The 14,765-nt window shown below is 60.2% G+C and carries 18 protein-coding genes; 4 read left to right on the plus strand and 14 right to left on the minus strand.

The window, feature by feature from the left end:
• Window positions 1–30 precede the first annotated feature (30 nt).
• From AC1RP7_RS02845 to AC1RP7_RS02860, 4 genes are all read right to left on the minus strand, one after another.
• Complete coding sequence (locus tag AC1RP7_RS02845) at window positions 31–1,377, minus strand: glutamine synthetase family protein (protein ID WP_493182481.1); 1,347 nt, start codon at window positions 1,375–1,377, stop codon at window positions 31–33.
• A 20-nt stretch (window positions 1,378–1,397) separates the two neighbouring features.
• The gene (locus tag AC1RP7_RS02850) at window positions 1,398–1,952 is read right to left on the minus strand and encodes a helix-turn-helix domain-containing protein (RefSeq protein WP_008000492.1); all 555 of its coding nucleotides are present in this window, start codon (window positions 1,950–1,952) and stop codon (window positions 1,398–1,400) included.
• Between the two features lie 25 nt (window positions 1,953–1,977).
• A complete protein-coding gene (locus tag AC1RP7_RS02855; RefSeq protein WP_493182483.1) occupies window positions 1,978–3,267 on the minus strand; it encodes an NAD(P)/FAD-dependent oxidoreductase in 1,290 nt (429 codons plus the stop codon).
• A gap of 138 nt (window positions 3,268–3,405) precedes the next feature.
• Window positions 3,406–4,608 (minus strand): NAD(P)/FAD-dependent oxidoreductase, encoded by a 1,203-nt coding sequence (locus tag AC1RP7_RS02860; RefSeq protein WP_489847611.1) that lies wholly within the window; start codon window positions 4,606–4,608, stop codon window positions 3,406–3,408.
• A gap of 314 nt (window positions 4,609–4,922) precedes the next feature.
• Here AC1RP7_RS02860 and AC1RP7_RS02865 point away from each other — a divergent pair, with 314 nt between their 5' ends.
• Window positions 4,923–5,483 (plus strand): RrF2 family transcriptional regulator, encoded by a 561-nt coding sequence (locus tag AC1RP7_RS02865; RefSeq protein ID WP_057715458.1) that lies wholly within the window; start codon window positions 4,923–4,925, stop codon window positions 5,481–5,483.
• A 95-nt stretch (window positions 5,484–5,578) separates the two neighbouring features.
• On the opposite strand, the gene AC1RP7_RS02870 is transcribed toward AC1RP7_RS02865, so the two are convergent.
• Both AC1RP7_RS02870 and AC1RP7_RS02875 read right to left on the minus strand, forming a co-directional pair.
• The gene (locus tag AC1RP7_RS02870) at window positions 5,579–5,914 is read right to left on the minus strand and encodes a hypothetical protein (RefSeq protein ID WP_057715459.1); all 336 of its coding nucleotides are present in this window, start codon (window positions 5,912–5,914) and stop codon (window positions 5,579–5,581) included.
• A gap of 99 nt (window positions 5,915–6,013) precedes the next feature.
• Entirely contained in the window at window positions 6,014–6,199 is a 186-nt protein-coding gene (locus tag AC1RP7_RS02875) for a hypothetical protein (protein ID WP_493182485.1), read from the minus strand.
• A gap of 165 nt (window positions 6,200–6,364) precedes the next feature.
• Here AC1RP7_RS02875 and AC1RP7_RS02880 point away from each other — a divergent pair, with 165 nt between their 5' ends.
• Both AC1RP7_RS02880 and osmE read left to right on the plus strand, forming a co-directional pair.
• Window positions 6,365–6,604 carry a hypothetical protein gene (locus AC1RP7_RS02880; protein WP_057715461.1) on the plus strand — a complete coding sequence of 80 codons (240 nt, stop codon included), beginning with the start codon at window positions 6,365–6,367 and terminating at the stop codon, window positions 6,602–6,604.
• Between the two features lie 13 nt (window positions 6,605–6,617).
• Window positions 6,618–6,968: an osmotically-inducible lipoprotein OsmE gene (gene osmE / locus AC1RP7_RS02885; RefSeq protein ID WP_492588037.1), complete on the plus strand. Its 351-nt coding sequence runs from the start codon at window positions 6,618–6,620 to the stop codon at window positions 6,966–6,968.
• 130 nt (window positions 6,969–7,098) lie between these two features.
• Here the strand turns inward: osmE and AC1RP7_RS02890 are convergent, their stop codons facing one another.
• Complete coding sequence (locus AC1RP7_RS02890) at window positions 7,099–7,287, minus strand: SPOR domain-containing protein (RefSeq protein ID WP_057715463.1); 189 nt, start codon at window positions 7,285–7,287, stop codon at window positions 7,099–7,101.
• A gap of 217 nt (window positions 7,288–7,504) precedes the next feature.
• Between AC1RP7_RS02890 and AC1RP7_RS02895 the strand changes: the two genes are divergently transcribed.
• On the plus strand, window positions 7,505–7,867 hold the full coding sequence (locus tag AC1RP7_RS02895; protein ID WP_493182487.1) for an NUDIX hydrolase: 363 nt from the start codon (window positions 7,505–7,507) through the stop codon (window positions 7,865–7,867).
• 3 nt (window positions 7,868–7,870) lie between these two features.
• Here AC1RP7_RS02895 and AC1RP7_RS02900 read toward each other — a convergent pair whose 3' ends face one another.
• From AC1RP7_RS02900 to catA, 7 genes are all read right to left on the minus strand, one after another.
• The gene (locus AC1RP7_RS02900) at window positions 7,871–8,569 is read right to left on the minus strand and encodes an alpha/beta hydrolase (RefSeq protein WP_218498326.1); all 699 of its coding nucleotides are present in this window, start codon (window positions 8,567–8,569) and stop codon (window positions 7,871–7,873) included.
• Window positions 8,570–8,611: 42 nt separating this feature from the next.
• Window positions 8,612–9,385 carry a 1,6-dihydroxycyclohexa-2,4-diene-1-carboxylate dehydrogenase gene (locus AC1RP7_RS02905; RefSeq protein WP_090454739.1) on the minus strand — a complete coding sequence of 258 codons (774 nt, stop codon included), beginning with the start codon at window positions 9,383–9,385 and terminating at the stop codon, window positions 8,612–8,614.
• Window positions 9,386–9,541: 156 nt separating this feature from the next.
• Window positions 9,542–10,555 (minus strand): benzoate 1,2-dioxygenase electron transfer component BenC, encoded by a 1,014-nt coding sequence (gene benC / locus AC1RP7_RS02910; RefSeq protein WP_493182489.1) that lies wholly within the window; start codon window positions 10,553–10,555, stop codon window positions 9,542–9,544.
• A 10-nt stretch (window positions 10,556–10,565) separates the two neighbouring features.
• Entirely contained in the window at window positions 10,566–11,054 is a 489-nt protein-coding gene (benB, locus tag AC1RP7_RS02915) for a benzoate 1,2-dioxygenase small subunit (RefSeq protein ID WP_057715468.1), read from the minus strand.
• On the minus strand, window positions 11,051–12,415 hold the full coding sequence (gene benA, locus AC1RP7_RS02920; protein WP_057715469.1) for a benzoate 1,2-dioxygenase large subunit: 1,365 nt from the start codon (window positions 12,413–12,415) through the stop codon (window positions 11,051–11,053). The genes benB and benA overlap by 4 nt, the downstream gene beginning before the upstream one ends.
• Window positions 12,416–12,662: 247 nt before the next feature.
• Complete coding sequence (locus AC1RP7_RS02925; RefSeq protein WP_057715470.1) at window positions 12,663–13,622, minus strand: AraC family transcriptional regulator; 960 nt, start codon at window positions 13,620–13,622, stop codon at window positions 12,663–12,665.
• A 211-nt stretch (window positions 13,623–13,833) separates the two neighbouring features.
• A complete protein-coding gene (gene catA, locus AC1RP7_RS02930) occupies window positions 13,834–14,763 on the minus strand; it encodes a catechol 1,2-dioxygenase (RefSeq protein WP_057715471.1) in 930 nt (309 codons plus the stop codon).
• Window positions 14,764–14,765: the final 2 nt, after the last annotated feature.

Below are 14,765 nucleotides of genomic sequence, written 5' to 3' on the forward strand. Positions count from 1 at the left end.
ATTAAATATCCACATATTTTCTAAGGCCGACTACAGGAACCAGCGATACTCCCGCGCGCTGATGTCATGCAGAAATGCCAGATGATCCTGACGTTTGTTCTCGCAATAGACGTCCACAAACTCTGCCCCCAAGCCTTCGCGCAGCGCTGCATGATGTTGCATGGACCGCACCGCTTCGAGCATTTCCAGCGGAAAATCGATGCCACTGCCGCGGTCTTCGTTGAGCGGTGCAATCGGCTCGCGCTCCCCTTCCAGGCCTTGCTCCAACCCCACCAGAATCGCCGCCAACGCCAGATAAGGGTTGGCATCGGCGCCGGCCAGACGATGTTCAATGCGCAGGTTCTTGATGTCCGACTCCGGAATACGCAAGCAGGCATCGCGATCCTCGAAGCCCCAACTGGCACGGGACGCGACGTTCACCGTGCCGCTCAGGCGGCGCATGGCATTGTGGTTCGGGGCAAAAATCGGCATGCAGTGCGGCAACACATCCAGGCAACCGGCCACCGCATGGCGCAGCGCCCGCTGCCCATTCGCCGCCAACAGGTTGTTGCCGGCCTGGTCATACAGGCTGACATGCACGTGCATGCCGCTGCCGGGGTGTTGCAAGTAGGGTTTGGCCATGAAGCTGGCGCGGTAGTTGTGCTTGAGCGCCACACCCCGGGTGCTGCGGCAGAACAGGGCCGCCCAGTCGGCGGCGCGCAGGCCGTCATCGCAATGGCCGAAGTTGATTTCGAACTGGCCCGGGCCGAGCTCGGCGGTGATCACCGTGGCATCGACGCCCTGGGCTCGTGCCGTCTCGACCATTTCATCGAGCACCGGGGCGAAGCGCGACAAGCGTTCGATGTGCATGTTTGGCTGATCGTCGGCATCGCCGGTCAACTCATCACGGGGAAATTGCGGCAAGCCGTCCTTCAAGCGGCTGTCGAACAGGTAAAACTCCAGCTCGAAGGCCACCACCGGGAAAATGCCTTTGCGGTGCAGACGGTCCAGCACCCGCGCCAGCACTTCACGGGGTTCGAACTCGATGGGTTTTTCGGTGCCGTCGGAGGTGATCAGCATCTGGCCCAAGGGCTGCTTTTCCCAGCTCACCAGCTTCAGCGTGCCGGGCACCAAACGGCGCAGCGCGTCCGGGTCACCATCGTTGAAGCAGTAATCGCCGATCTTGAACAGCCCACCCTGGGTGCCGAGCAGCACGCAGTTCTGCGGCAGCTTCAATGCACTGCCGGCAGCGACTTTTTCCAGCATCTCGATCGGGTAGCGCTTGCCGTAGAAATGCCCCGGAATGTCCAGGGAGATCAGGTCGACGTAACGCACTTCAGGGTTGCAGTGGCGGAAGTTGCGAACCTCGGCCAGCAGTTCAGAGCACACAGCATCCATTGTTTTGTTCCTTGTTGTTATCAGGTGTAAACCCAAAGCACGCGGGTCAGTTGGTCGGACAGGTTGCCGTAGCGGCAGTGCGCATGGCTGGCCAGTTGAAAGCTGTCGCCGGGGTGCAGGGTCACCGGTTCGTTGTCGTCGAGCCACAGGGTCAGTTCCCCTTCCAGGACATAACCGCCCTGCTCGGAGCTGTCCTTCATGTGCCGGTCACCGCTGCTGGCACCGGGTTCGAGCTGGCTTTCGAGCATCGAGAACGACGCGCGCATTTTCGGCGAAACGAGGATGTCGGTGATGCCGTCGGCGTAGTACAGCGTGCGGCGCTCGTCCGGGCGAGTGACCCAGGACAAGGCCATGGGTTTGGGCAGGCTGTAGAAATAGGTGGTCGGCACCCCCAGGGTTTCGCTGATGGCGGTCAGGTCCGCCACCGTCGGGCGCGACAGGCCGCGCTCGACCTGGGACAGAAAACCCACGGAGCGGCCGATTTTGTCCGCCAGTTCCTTCAGGGTGTACTTCTTGTGTTTGCGCAGGTCCTGGATCAGGATCGCCAGCGCCGAGATTTCTTCTTGCATGTCCATCTAGAGGCTTCCAGAAAGTGTCGCTTCAAATGCTGTCGCGCAGTCGATACCAGGCCTTGCCGATGGCTTCCAGCGGCGCGGCCAGGTATTTGCCGCCGGGAAAACTGCCGTTGTTCAGGCCCTGGTACAGGGACAACTCGTCGGGCTGACCGAGTACCGCGTCGGACACCGCCCTCGCCGCGGCCAGTGTCGGCAGCACGCCATGCCCGGAATACCCCTGCATCCAGTACAGATCGCCACGGCGGCCGATATCCGGTGTGCGCTTGAGGGTCAGGTCGATGTGGCCACCCCAGGCAAACTCCAGGTCGACGCCGGTGAGTTGCGGGAACACGCGCTCCAGGAACGGCCGGGTCGCGGCGGCGATGTCCTTGGGCATGCCGCCCAGGTAAGTGCAACCGCCGCCGAACAGCAGGCGGTTATCCGGGGTGCGGCGGAAATAATCGAGCACGAACTGGTTGTCGGTCACGCACACATTGCTCGGCAACAGCGCGGTGGCTAACTCCTTCGTCAGCGGCACGGTCGCGACCTGATAGGTCCCGACCGGCAACACGCAACTGGCCAGTTGCGGGTCGAGTCGATCGAGGTAAGCGTTGCACGCCAGCACCAGCACATCGGCGCGAATACGACCGCGCTCGGTGGTCACCACAAACCCGTCGCCCTCCTCGGCATAGCTCAGCGCCTTGCTTTGCTCGTGGATGCGGCCACCGGCCCGCTCGATCGCATCCGCAAGGCCCAGGGCCAGTTTCAGCGGATTCAAATGCCCGCCCTCGGGATCGAACAGGCCGGCCTGATAACGCTCGCTGGCAACCCACTGCGGCAAATCGCTGCGCTCGATAAATTGCAGTTTGTCGTGGCCCCACTTGTGGCTCGCCTCGTGTTGCCACTCGGTCAGCAGGCCTACCCGACGGGGCATCACCGAGGTCCAGAGATGACCGGCGCGGTAGTCGCAATCGAACTCATGGCGGCCGGGCAAGTCACGCAGCTCGCGCGCGGCCCAGCGCATGCCGTCCCACAGGCGCCGCGCCCGTTCGTAACCCAGCGCCGCTTCCAGCGGTGGCATGTCGCACGACCAGCCGAGAATCGCCTGACCGCCATTACGCCCGGACGCGGCCCAGGCCACCCGGCTGGCTTCGAGCAAGGTCACGCGCTTGCCGGCCAGCGCCAGACGCAAAGCCGTGTGCAATCCACTGAATCCGGCCCCGATGATCAGCACTTCGGTGTCTTGTTCACCTTCCAGTACGGCTCGATTGACCAGACGATCGGCGCAGGTATGGGCGTAGTAACTGGCGACATGCCGGGTGGATTGCTGAAACATACGGCCTCGTGAAATTTTGTATTTTTAATTTCATGAAAAAATACACGGTAAATTTCACACAAGCAATCAACGCGTAAAAAATCCCGCTCAGGCGAACCCGAGCGGGATGTTTTTATTCAGACGTGACGTTCGAATCAATCAGGCCACGGGAATCATCGGATCCGCCGAAGCCAGCGCCGAGGCGCGATCAGCCGCCGGTGGGTAGATCCACTGGGTGTTGATCTGAGTCTTCAATGCCTTGGCTTCGTGCTTGACCAACTTGACCTGACGATCCCAACCCTCGGTGTACACCGCGCCCCAAGCGCCCAGGTCGAGGCAGGTCACGTATTTCGGCTGGCTGTACGGCGTCGGGTCGACACCGAGAAGCTGCGCGGCGACATTGTTGCCGGCATGGCGGCCCAGCGAAATAGCATGCTGACAGGTCATCAAGGCGTAGTTACCGATCTCGTCACTGGCCGCATAGGCGACGTCGCCGGTAGCGAAGATGTCGTTCTGGCCAATGACTTTCAGGTGCGCGTCGACATGCAGTCGGCCCAGGTGATCGCGTTCGGCGGGAATCTGCTCGGTCAGGGAGCTGGCGCGAACGCCGGTGGTCCAGACCACGGTTTTTGCATCGATGCGCGCCCCGTCGGACAGGGTGACGCCGTCGGCATCGACCGACACAACCGAAGCTTTCAAGTGCCATTGCACGCCGGTCGCCACGCTGGCCTCAACAATCGATTCGGCGATTTGCTCACCCATCGAGCCGCCCACTTTATCGCCGCGGTCCACGATGATCACATTGATGTCGGCACGGTCGCCGAAGATGGCCCGCAGACGGGTCGGCATTTCAGTCGCCGTTTCGATCCCGGTGAAACCGCCACCGGCCACCACCACCGTGTTGCGCGCCTTGCTTTCGGGCTGGCTGGCCAGCGCCTTGAGGTGGTTTTCCAGGCGAACGGCCTGCTCGATCTGATCGACATCGAAGGCATGTTCGGCCACGCCCGGAGTGCTCGACGAAGCCAGGCGACTGCCGGTAGCCAGAACGAGTTTGTCGTAGCTGCAGACTTGTCGGGCCCCTGCGGCATCGACATAGCCGACCTGCTTTTGCTCGACGTTGATGGTCTGCGCCGCGCCCTTGATGAACCTGACCCCTACAGCATCAAACAGATCGCCAATCGGCGCGGCCAGTTGATGGGCATTCGGTTCGTAGAAGCGCGGACGCACACGGAGTTCGGCCTGAGGCGCCAGCACGGTCACTTCAACATCGTTGTGGCCGTGAATGTCGAACAGGCGCGTGGCACTCAATGCGGTCCACATGCCACCGAAACCTGCGCCGATCACCAGAATGTGCTGTTTCATTTTTTGACTCCTGGGGGGGAATGACCAAGTGTTGAAAATCGTTGAGCGGTTTAAGGACCGACGCGGGCTTGTACCCAGATAAGCGTCTGCCACTGCGACCGAGCAACTACGACTATATTGATCCTAGTTAAATCCCGCAACAGGTTTTTATCGAGGGCTGCCACCGAAAAACGTGACCCATGACCTGAGCCCCCTGTATTCAGCGCATCACAGGAGTGTTTTGCTGTCATGAAAAAAGATCCAACGAGAAGGGATTCGTTGCCTTGCTTGCTCTCGGCTGTTAGAATTTGCGACTAATTCAGTCGGAGATTTGCATGTCTCTTTACAGCGCGGGTGTCGAATACGGCATCCACTGCCTGCTTTTTCTGGTGGGTAATGGCGGCGACTCGCGCGAAGCGAGCGTGCGCGACCTTGCCGATCTGCAAGGCGTCCCTCAGGACTATCTGGCGAAAATCTTCACCAAGCTGGCCAAGTCCAAACTGGTGGTCGCCACCGAAGGCGTGCGCGGTGGCTTCAAGCTGGCCCGGCCCGCTGACGAAATCACCTTGCTGGATATCGTCAATGCCATCGACGGCCGCAAGTCGATTTTCGATTGTCGGGAGATCCGTGGTCGTTGCGCCGTGTTTGACGGTGCCCCGCCTGAATGGGCACTGGAGGGTCTGTGCGCGATCAATGGCGCGATGATGGTTGCGCAAAAACGCATGGAAGAGGCCCTCGCGCAACAAACCATCCTCGACATCGCCAGGAAATTCGGGCGCAAGGCCCCGCCAGAGTTCGGCGTCAAAGTGGAAAGCTGGATGAACGAGCGCCGGGAACGCAAAAGTGCCGCCCAGGCCAGTGAGCAAATCATTCCGACGACCAACCTTTCAGACTGATCCACACAAAAAAAAACCGGATGCGCGCCAGGCATCCGGTTTTTTTCTGGATTCAGGCGAACATCGGTCGCTGACCGATTTTCAGCCTCCCGCGCTTACAAACAGTCGCGCACGATTTTGCGCAGGTCGCCGGACTTGGCCCAAGGTGGCCCCTGATACAGCGAAACCCGGCTGCCTTCCTTGTACTTCACGATATCCAGCACTTCGTCGGCCGTGATCACGCTGGGCGCGGTGATGCGGAATCCGTTGGATATCGAAACCTGGGTCGTATTCGATACTTCCTTTTGCCAGGCAGGCAACACGCACGCCGCATACTCTTTTGGCGTCTTCTCGCTGTGCTTGCTGACATTCGGCTCACCCGGTACCAACGAAGCCGGCAACGAGCACCCGCCCAGCAATGCCAACACGACTCCCCCCATCAACATCCGCATGCTGTTTCCTTTAATTTGAAATAAGAAAATGTAGCTCGCCGTCGTCCCTACAGCCATCCCCAACGATTCAGCGACTGTCATTGATATCGCTTGCCCCGGTTAGTTCCTTGAATTCAGATAATCCATCCATCTTTCGCAGGCGTCATGCTGGCGTTGTGTGACTTGCTCCCATTGCGGCCCGCTGAGTTGATGGGCCGATATCAGTTGTATCGTCTCGTTGGTCGCCGCCTCCAGGTCAGCGATCAATTTCTGGGCCATGGCCCTGAAATCATCGGTTGTGGTCATTTTACGTCGCCCCCGCAGGAACATTCGGCATTTGAGTAGGACAGCTTACTTTTTCGTTCGCTGTTGTTTTCCCGACCAAAGGAAACCTCGCTGACTCAGACGAACACAACATACGGCGCGGTAAACAGGTCTAAAATTTTGGTGTGCAAAGTTCAGGAGGTCATCATGTGGCTTAACAAATCGGAACAAGAACTTCGGCGCGATCTGCAAGGGCTTGCGTCAGATTTGCGCTGGTCGGCCGTCGAGCTGTTGCGCATCGAGCAGCAATTGCGCCTGCTCGGGAGCGAAGTCGACGCGCAAGCCGTTCAAAGACTGTGTTCTTTATTTCAGGGCGATGAAGAAAAACTGTCCGGCTACGCCGAGGAAGTGAAGGCCAAGGTCATTAGCCGCAACAAGGCTCAATAGCGGGAGCGCTGCCATGAACAGACCTCTATTCACGCTGGTCGTCGTACTGTCCGCGTTGGCAGGCTGCAGCACCAACTCGATCTACAAGGATCAGCCGCTGGTCGCGAAAGTCGACACCGGCATGACCCAGGAGCAAGTCCGGCAAATCGGCGGCCAGCCGCTGGCGGTCAGCGATCGTAGCGTCGAACCCGGTACGTGCTTTGACTACAAACTGACTCATGCCGACCATCAGCAGCCGTACAACGTCAGTTTCGACGGCCGCGGCATGGTCGACCACAAGAGCTTCATGACCTGCGCGGAGTGGAGCCACACGCAGCAAAAGGCCCGGGAACCCTCCCGCCCCAGCGGAGGCGGCGGCTACTAGCGCCCTTAAGGATTTTGCAGGCTGTAGGAGCGAGCTTGCTCGCGATGGACTCAAGCGCGGCGGGTTTAGCCAGGAAACACGCGTTATCGTTAGCGACCATCGCGAGCAAGCTCTCTCCTACAGGGGGGCTTCATTTTCCCGCTGGCCTGGCAGCACGTGCCCTGTAGCCGGGCAGCGATGCGGCAAATGCCAGCGCTTCTTCCCGACTGGCAAACGAGCCAAGTCGGTCACCCTGGGTACATACCCGCCAGGGGCCGTTGTTCACGCTGAGTACGTCATAACCATTCATGTGCATCTTGTTCAACATCGGAACGCTCATAGTCACCTCCTCTCGGGCAGTGATCTCAGGTTGACTTGCCTACCTTACACCCACCCTTGTCCAAAATACCGACCAGACGTCGCCATGGAAATTCCCGAAATCGATTGCACTTTTCCTCGCATTGCCCCCTCGAATTACTCGTAAAGTGCTCAATCGGCCCTGGCCCGAATGCTGCATTTCAATGCCTGCACCATCTCAACCGGCCATTAGGTAATCAATGAAAGTACGCGCAACGATCATCTTCGAGCAGGAAAGGCATGTACTGCTGGTACGCAAGCGAGGAGGACGCTGGACGCTGCCCGGCGGCAAGCTTGAACAGGGTGAAAGCGCAGCCGATGCCGCCGTTCGCGAGCTGCTGGAGGAAACCGGCCTGCGGGTCGACGAGTTGATTTACGTGCTGGAACTGGAATCGGGCGGCACCCGACACCACGTATTCGAGGTGTCGGTGCTGAATCTGGAGCAATTGCGGCCACTGAACGAAATCACCGATTGCATCTGGCACCCGCTTGATGCGCTACACAACCTGAACATCAGCGACGCCATGCGCAGTATTGTCAGCACCTTTGTGCGCCGCTTGTAGGCCCTAGCCTTTGGCCAACGCCGTCGCAGCCCTGTCGATCAAGGCCGCCACTTCGGCGGGCATCGACGCCAATGACGCGTGGCTGGCATTCAAGGTCAGGATCTCCCGGGCGTTGAGCCGCTCCGCCATCCATTGCTGGTTCTGTGGCGCGATCATCCGGTCTGCGGTCGAAATCTGATACCACGATGGCTTTTTCTTCCAGGCCACCGTTCCAATAGTGTCACCGAAGGTACTCGCCAGCGGCGCTTTCTGGGTGATACCCATGACCAACCCTTCGGTCGCCGGCAGGTCCTGACAGAAGCTTTCGTGGTAGAGCTCAGGCTTGACCCACAGGTATCCGTCGCTGTCGGGAGCCAGGTTGGCCGCCGCCGCCGGCAGATGCCTTTGCGTGATGCCTCCGGGGCTTTCACCGGCGTCCGGTGCGAACGCGGCGATGTACACCAGGCCCACCACATTCGGCAAATCACCCGCTTCGGTGATCACCGCGCCGCCATAGGAATGCCCCACCAGCAGCACCGGACCGGGCACCTGGGCGACCATCTTGCGCGTACGCTCGGCATCATCGGCCAGCGAAGTCAGTGGCAACTCGACGGCACGAATGCGCGTGTCACCACGGCTGACCAATTTAACGATGACCTTGTTCCAGTGGGCAGCGCCGCCCCAAAAACCATGGACCAGCACGATCGTGGGTTTATCACTCATCACCATGACTCCGTTTGCCGATGGGGTTGTCTGTCGTTCGCCTCAGCCCTGATCGCCTCCGCCCACGGGCATGACCATGCCGGTGATATAGGACGCGTCGTCGCTGGCCAGAAACAGAATAGCCCCCGCCTGCTCATCCAGGGTGCCGTAGCGTTTCATCAAACTGCTGTCGAGGGTCTGGTCGACGATCTGCTGGTACCAGAGTTTTTCCTGCTCACTCTGCTCGGCACCATTGCGGGGTATGCGTCGCGGCGGTGCTTCGGTGCCGCCAGGCGCCGTGGCGTTGACTCGCACGCCGCGACCGGCGGTTTCGAACGCCAGACAAGCGGTCAAGGCATTGACCCCACCCTTTGCCGCACCGTAGGGCACGCGGTTGAGGCTGCGGGTGGCGATGGAGGAAACGTTGACGATTGCACCGCTGCCCTGCTGCAACATGAACGGCAGCGCGGCATGGCAACACCACAAGGTCGGGAACAGCGAACGGCGAACCTCGGCCTCGATCTGTGACGCTTCATAGTGCTCGAACGGCTTGGCCCAGATCGTCCCGCCGACGTTATTGACCAGCACATCGAGGCGACTGAAGCGCTCGACGGCGGTTTGCATCACCCGACTGCATTCCTCGTATTGCTCAAGGTCGGCGGTCAGGGCCAGTACCTGGGTGGTTGGCGCCAACTGTTGCTGGACTTCGAACACCAGGTCGGAGCGATCCACCAGGATCAGCTTCGCCCCTTCGGCGGCCATACGCTCGGCCACCCGCCGCCCGATACCTTGGGCGGCACCGGTGATCAGGGCGACTTTTTCGTGAAATCTGTTCATGTGTACCTCATGAAGAAGGTTGCCGTTCAACTGTGGGAGCGAGCTTGCTCGCGAAGAGGTCCTTCCAGTCGACACCGTGGGGACTGCCAGACCGCTATCGCGAGCAAGCTCGCTCCTACAGGGGGTATTTACCAAGCAAGGGAAATCGCCTGCGACTCACGCCGCGCTGGCAGCAAATTTTTCGTAGTAGAAATTCGCCGGCTTGATGCCTTGCTCGCCAATGTACCGGCTGACGGCTTCGACCATCGGCGGCGGGCCGCACAGGTAGACGTCGACGTCGCCATCGTTCAAATGCCTGGGCTCGATGTGCTGGGTCACATAGCCCTTGAGCGGGTGTTGGCTCTCGGGGCTGGCGACGCAGGCGCTGAAGGTGAAGTTGGGGATGCGCGCGGCAAAGGCTTCGAGACGGTCGAGTTCCACCAGGTCGAAATCGTGGGTCACGCCGTAGATCAGATGCAGCGGGTGATCGCTGCCCTGCTCGGCGATCTTCTCCAGCATCGCGGTGAACGGCGCCAGCCCGGTGCCACCGGCCAGCAGCAGCAACGGCCGACGGATGTCGCGCAGGTAGAAGCTGCCCAAAGGACCGGCCAGGCTCATGCAGTCGCCAGCCTTGGCCATGCCGGTGAGGAAGCTGCTCATCAGGCCACCCGGCACGTTGCGGATCAGGAAACTGACCTCACCGTCGCGCTGCAACGAGCTGAACGAATAGGCACGGGTCTGCTCGCTGCCGGGAATCCCCAGGTTCACGTATTGCCCCGGCAGGAACGCCAGTTTGCTCAGGGATTCGCCCTTGATCGACAGCGCGATGGTGCTGTCGGACAGTTGGCGCACGGCACTGATGGTCGCGTCGTAATTGGCCTGACGGGTGCGGCAAACCTGCGAGGACGTCGGTACGCGCACCACGCAATCGCTCTGGGCACGCATCTGGCAGGTCAGGACAAAACCCTGCGCGGCCTCTTCAGGGCTGAGGGCGTCTTCGATGTACTCCTCGCCCAGATCGTAGGTGCCGGCTTCGGCAAAACACTTGCAGGTACCGCAAGCACCGTCGCGGCAGTCCAGCGGGATGTTGATGCCCTGGCGGTACGCGGCATCGGCCACGGTTTCGCCGACGTTGGCGTCGATGAACCGGGTGACGCCGTCTTCAAAATTGAACGCAATGGAATGGGTCATGACGGCAGTCTCACAAGTGGTAGACATCGATGACCTGGCGAACGTAATCGTTCTTCAGAATCACTTTCTTGGCCTTGATCAGCGGATTTTCACCGCGAACATCGAGGGTGTAGAAACTGCTGCCGAAATAGCTGTCGACGGTCTTGTAGCGAAAACTCAGGGTGTGCCAGTTGAAGCGCACCTTGCACAGTCCGTCGGCCTGTTCGAGCAGCTCGATGTTGCTGATGTTGTGGGAGGTGCGGGTGTCCGGCACGCTGGCGCTGGAGCGCTCGGTCTTGATGCGGAAGACGCGGTCTTCAAGGCCCGTGCGGTTGCCGTACCAGATCAGCGAGATTTCCCGCTGCGGGTCTTCGGTCAATTCGTCGTTGTCGTCCCAGGACGGCATCCAGAATGTCGCGTCGGGGGCGTACAGCTCCAGCCACTCGTCCCACTGGCGGTCATCGAGGTAGCGCGCCTCGCGGTAGAGGAAATCGCGCACGGCATCGTAAGAAATGGTCATTGCACGTCCTCCACGGCGATCAGCTTCGACTGTTCGGCAGCCAATGCCTTGAGCATGGTCTGCTGCCAGTACTTGTGTTGCAGCACGAACAGGCCTTCGTCCTCGGTGCGCACGCCACTGAGCAGCGGATGCAGGTCGATTTCTTTTGCAGCCTCGTCAGCACCTTCAATCCAGTGCTCAGCGCCACGGGACATGTCGTTCCAGGTGGTGACGCTGCCCTGGTAGCTGGTCTGACAGGAGCGGAACTCTTCCAGATCGTCGGGCGTTGCCATGCCGCTGACGTTGAAGAAATCCTCGTACTGGCGAATCCGGCTCGAACGGGCGTGGTCGCTCTCGCCTTTGGGGGCGATGCAGTAGATGGTGATTTCCGTGCGGTTGACCGAGATCGGCCGGGCAATGCGGATCTGCGAGCTGAACTGGTCCATCAGGTACACGTTCGGGTACAGGCACAGGTTGCGCGAGTTCTCGATCATCCAGTCGGCGCGAGCCTTGCCGAAGTCTTGCGCCAGCTCATCGCGGCGCTCGTACAGTGGACGGTCCTCGGGGTTGGCCCAACGGGTCCAGAGCAGCATGTGGCCCTTGTCGAAGGAATAGAAACCGCCGCCCTGCTTGGCCCAGCTGCCGGCGCTCATGGTCGGGTTGGTGTCGCCGGCTTCGCGCTGCTTGCGCTGGTTCTGGGTGGCCGCGTAGTTCCAGTGCACGGAGCTGACATGGTAGCCATCGGCGCCGTTCTCGGCGGTGAGTTTCCAGTTGCCTTCGTAGATGTAGCTGGAGGAGCCACGCAGCACCTCCAGGCCATCGGCGGACTGGTCGACGATCATGTCGATGATCTTCGCCGACTCGCCCAGGTGTTCGACCAGTGGCAGCACATCAGCTTTCAGGCTGCCGAACAGGAAGCCACGATAGGACTCGAACCGCGCAACCTTGGTCAGGTCGTGGGAGCCTTCGCAGTTGAAACTCGACGGGTATCCGGCGTTGGCCGGGTCCTTGACCTTGAGCAGCTTGCCGGAGTTGTTGAAAGTCCAGCCGTGGAACGGGCAGGTGTAGGAGCTCTTGTTGCCGGACTTGTGTCGGCACAGGGTCGCGCCGCGATGGCTGCAGGCGTTGATAAAGGCGTTGAGCACACCGTCCTTGTTGCGCGCGATGAAGATCGACTGGCGCCCCATGGTAGTGGTGTAGAAATCGTTGATGTTGGGGATCTGGCTTTCGTGGGCCAGATACAGCCAGTTGCCTTCGAAGATGTGTTCCATCTCCAGATCGAACAACCGGGGGTCGGTGAACATCTCGCGCTTGCAGCGATAGAGGCCTTGCTCGGGATCGTCTTCAAGCAGGGAATGCAAATATTCGGGTCGCAGGGTCATGGCCGCCGCCTCCATTGTTATTGTTCAGGCAGGGGTCATGCTAGGACGGGGGGTCAGGCTGGAATATCCGCGCAGTGCAGACCTTTATCCGTTTTGTGCAGTGAGTCAGCGTTGTGTCAGGCAACATAAATGCTGGATGTACCGCCCCCATCGCGAGCAAGCTCGCTCCCACAGGGGTAACGCGATCCAATGTGGGAGCGAGCTTGCTCGCGATGGGGCCAGACCAGACAACATCAAACTTGAAGGTTCAATGCCGGCGCTTGAGGGTATCGGACGGCAATTCGCCGAACTGCTTGCGGTAGCTGTCGGAGAACCGGCCCAGGTGCAGGAAGCCGTAATCCATTGCCACTTCGGTGACGTTGCGCACGTTGCAGGTTGGATCGCTGAGGCAGGCGTTGATGCGTTCCAGGCGTTTCTGGCGTAGATAGTTTTTCGGCGTAAGGCCGGCATTTCGCTCGAACAATCCGTACAACGAGCGCAGGCTCATGTGGGCCTGGCGCGCCAGCTCTTCGCTGTCGATGTCCTGCTTGAGGTTATTGGCGATGTAGTCGGCAATCGCCTCGAACGTGGCCGTCTGCGAGCCCAGTTCGAGGCGGCTGACGTTGGTTTTCATCAAGCTGAGCATCTTGCTGACGATGATCTGCGTGTAATGCTCCTGGACCCTGGGGATCTGCTCGGTGGATTCGGCCTCCTGGCAGATCATCGCCAACAGGTTGACGAAGCCTTCCAGTTCATCGAGCTGATAACGGTTTTCCAGAAACCGCACGCCCTGCCCCGGATAGCGCCAGCGCTGCTCATCGCAGACCGATTCAAACAAGCGGGTCGGGACTTTTAGGATGAATTTTTCGCAATCGGCGGAGTACGTCAGGTCCACCGGATCGTCAGGATTGATCAGCAGCAATTCGCCGGGAGCGAAGTAATGCTCCTGGCCGTGGCCACGCCACAGGCAATTGCCGCGCAGCAGCACTTGCAGGTGATAGATGCTGTCCAGCGCACCGGACGTCACCCGTACACTGGCACCGTAGCTGATGCGGCACAGGTCGAGGCTGGCGAACTTGCGATGGTCGAGACTGGCCAGCGGGCTGCCGGCACGGGGCATGAGAATGCAGTGGTTACCGACGTGCTGATTGACGTAGCCCGACACCGCATAGGGGTCGGCATGGTCGAATACTCTGCTGCGCTGACTCAACAGTTGAGCTTGCATCATCGGGTCACTCTCGTTGTTGTTATAGGTTGCGTCGGGGCATTCTAGAACACTGCATCAGTCCCTTGAGATTTTCCAGACAGTTAGCCGAAACCCTTGTGGGAGCGAGCTTGCTCGCGATGACGGAGTGCCAGTCAACATGGATGTTGAATGTAAAACCGCTATCGCGAGCAAGCTCGCTCCCACAGAGTGGTGATCCCACAGGGTCGTGCTATCAGTCTTCCAGTGCGCGAACCCGCTCGTGGCGCTGCTGTTCTTCAGGCTGGGCCGAGGACTGCAGGGTGAAATCGAAGTCGATTTCGGCAAAGCGACCGCTCACACCATGGGCCGCCGCGCGCTGCTGATCGTCGCTGAAGGTGATTTTGGCGATCAGTTCGTCACGGGTGGCGTAGGCGAAATCGTCGTGCAGGTACTGATCGCCGTCGAGGTTGATCTGGGTGGTCAGGTGGCGATGATCCGGCGCGGAAATGAAGAAGTGCACGTGCGCCGGACGCTGGCCATGACGACCCAGTTGATCGAGCAGTTGCTGGGTCGGACCGTCCGGTGGGCAGCCATAGCCCGACGGCACGATGCTGCGGAAACGATAGCGGCCTTCAGCGTCGGTCACGATGCGGCGACGCAGGTTGAATTCCGATTGCGTGGTGTCGAAATACGAGTAGGTGCCACCGGTATTGGCGTGCCAGACATCCACCACGGCGCCGGCCAGGGGTTCGCCAGCGGTGTTGAACACGCGGCCTTGCATGAACAGGGTCACACCCGGATCGACGCCGTCGTCCAGACGCGCTTCGCCTTGCGACAGCGGCGCACCCGCCACGTACAGCGGGCCTTCGATGGTGCGCGGGGTGCCACCGGACTTGCCGGCCTGCTCGTCTTCGGCGTCCATCAGCAGGTCGAGGTAGTGCTCCAGACCGAGACCGGCCACCACCAGCCCGGCTTCCTGGCGAGCGCCCAGCACGTTGAGGTAGTTGACGGCTTTCCAGAACTCTTCCGGGGTCACGGCCAGGTCTTCGATGATGTTCACCGAATCACGCAGGATGCGATAGACCAATGCCTTGGTCCGTGGGTTGCCGGCGTCGTTGAGCAGGCCGCTGGCCTCTTCGAGAAATTTCTGGACTTCGGCAGTGTGGGAAATCTTGACGTTCATTT

This window comes from Pseudomonas sp. GW822-FHT01E03, from assembly GCF_058802985.1.

Coding starts and splice junctions, on each gene's coding strand:
- AC1RP7_RS02860 (WP_489847611.1), bottom strand. CDS start 4,608: ATGAAACAGCACATTCTGGTGATCGGCGCAGGTTTCGGTGGCATGTGG.
- osmE (WP_492588037.1), top strand. CDS start 6,618: ATGAACAGACCTCTATTCACGCTGGTCGTCGTACTGTCCGCGTTGGCA.
- AC1RP7_RS02925 (WP_057715470.1), bottom strand. CDS start 13,622: ATGATGCAAGCTCAACTGTTGAGTCAGCGCAGCAGAGTATTCGACCAT.
- AC1RP7_RS02865 (WP_057715458.1), top strand. CDS start 4,923: ATGTCTCTTTACAGCGCGGGTGTCGAATACGGCATCCACTGCCTGCTT.
- AC1RP7_RS02890 (WP_057715463.1), bottom strand. CDS start 7,287: ATGAGCGTTCCGATGTTGAACAAGATGCACATGAATGGTTATGACGTA.
- AC1RP7_RS02855 (WP_493182483.1), bottom strand. CDS start 3,267: ATGTTTCAGCAATCCACCCGGCATGTCGCCAGTTACTACGCCCATACC.
- AC1RP7_RS02905 (WP_090454739.1), bottom strand. CDS start 9,385: ATGAACAGATTTCACGAAAAAGTCGCCCTGATCACCGGTGCCGCCCAA.
- benC (WP_493182489.1), bottom strand. CDS start 10,555: ATGACCCATTCCATTGCGTTCAATTTTGAAGACGGCGTCACCCGGTTC.
- AC1RP7_RS02845 (WP_493182481.1), bottom strand. CDS start 1,377: ATGGATGCTGTGTGCTCTGAACTGCTGGCCGAGGTTCGCAACTTCCGC.
- benA (WP_057715469.1), bottom strand. CDS start 12,415: ATGACCCTGCGACCCGAATATTTGCATTCCCTGCTTGAAGACGATCCC.
- AC1RP7_RS02875 (WP_493182485.1), bottom strand. CDS start 6,199: ATGACCACAACCGATGATTTCAGGGCCATGGCCCAGAAATTGATCGCT.
- catA (WP_057715471.1), bottom strand. CDS start 14,763: ATGAACGTCAAGATTTCCCACACTGCCGAAGTCCAGAAATTTCTCGAA.
- AC1RP7_RS02900 (WP_218498326.1), bottom strand. CDS start 8,569: ATGAGTGATAAACCCACGATCGTGCTGGTCCATGGTTTTTGGGGCGGC.
- AC1RP7_RS02880 (WP_057715461.1), top strand. CDS start 6,365: ATGTGGCTTAACAAATCGGAACAAGAACTTCGGCGCGATCTGCAAGGG.
- AC1RP7_RS02895 (WP_493182487.1), top strand. CDS start 7,505: ATGAAAGTACGCGCAACGATCATCTTCGAGCAGGAAAGGCATGTACTG.
- AC1RP7_RS02850 (WP_008000492.1), bottom strand. CDS start 1,952: ATGGACATGCAAGAAGAAATCTCGGCGCTGGCGATCCTGATCCAGGAC.
- AC1RP7_RS02870 (WP_057715459.1), bottom strand. CDS start 5,914: ATGCGGATGTTGATGGGGGGAGTCGTGTTGGCATTGCTGGGCGGGTGC.
- benB (WP_057715468.1), bottom strand. CDS start 11,054: ATGACCATTTCTTACGATGCCGTGCGCGATTTCCTCTACCGCGAGGCG.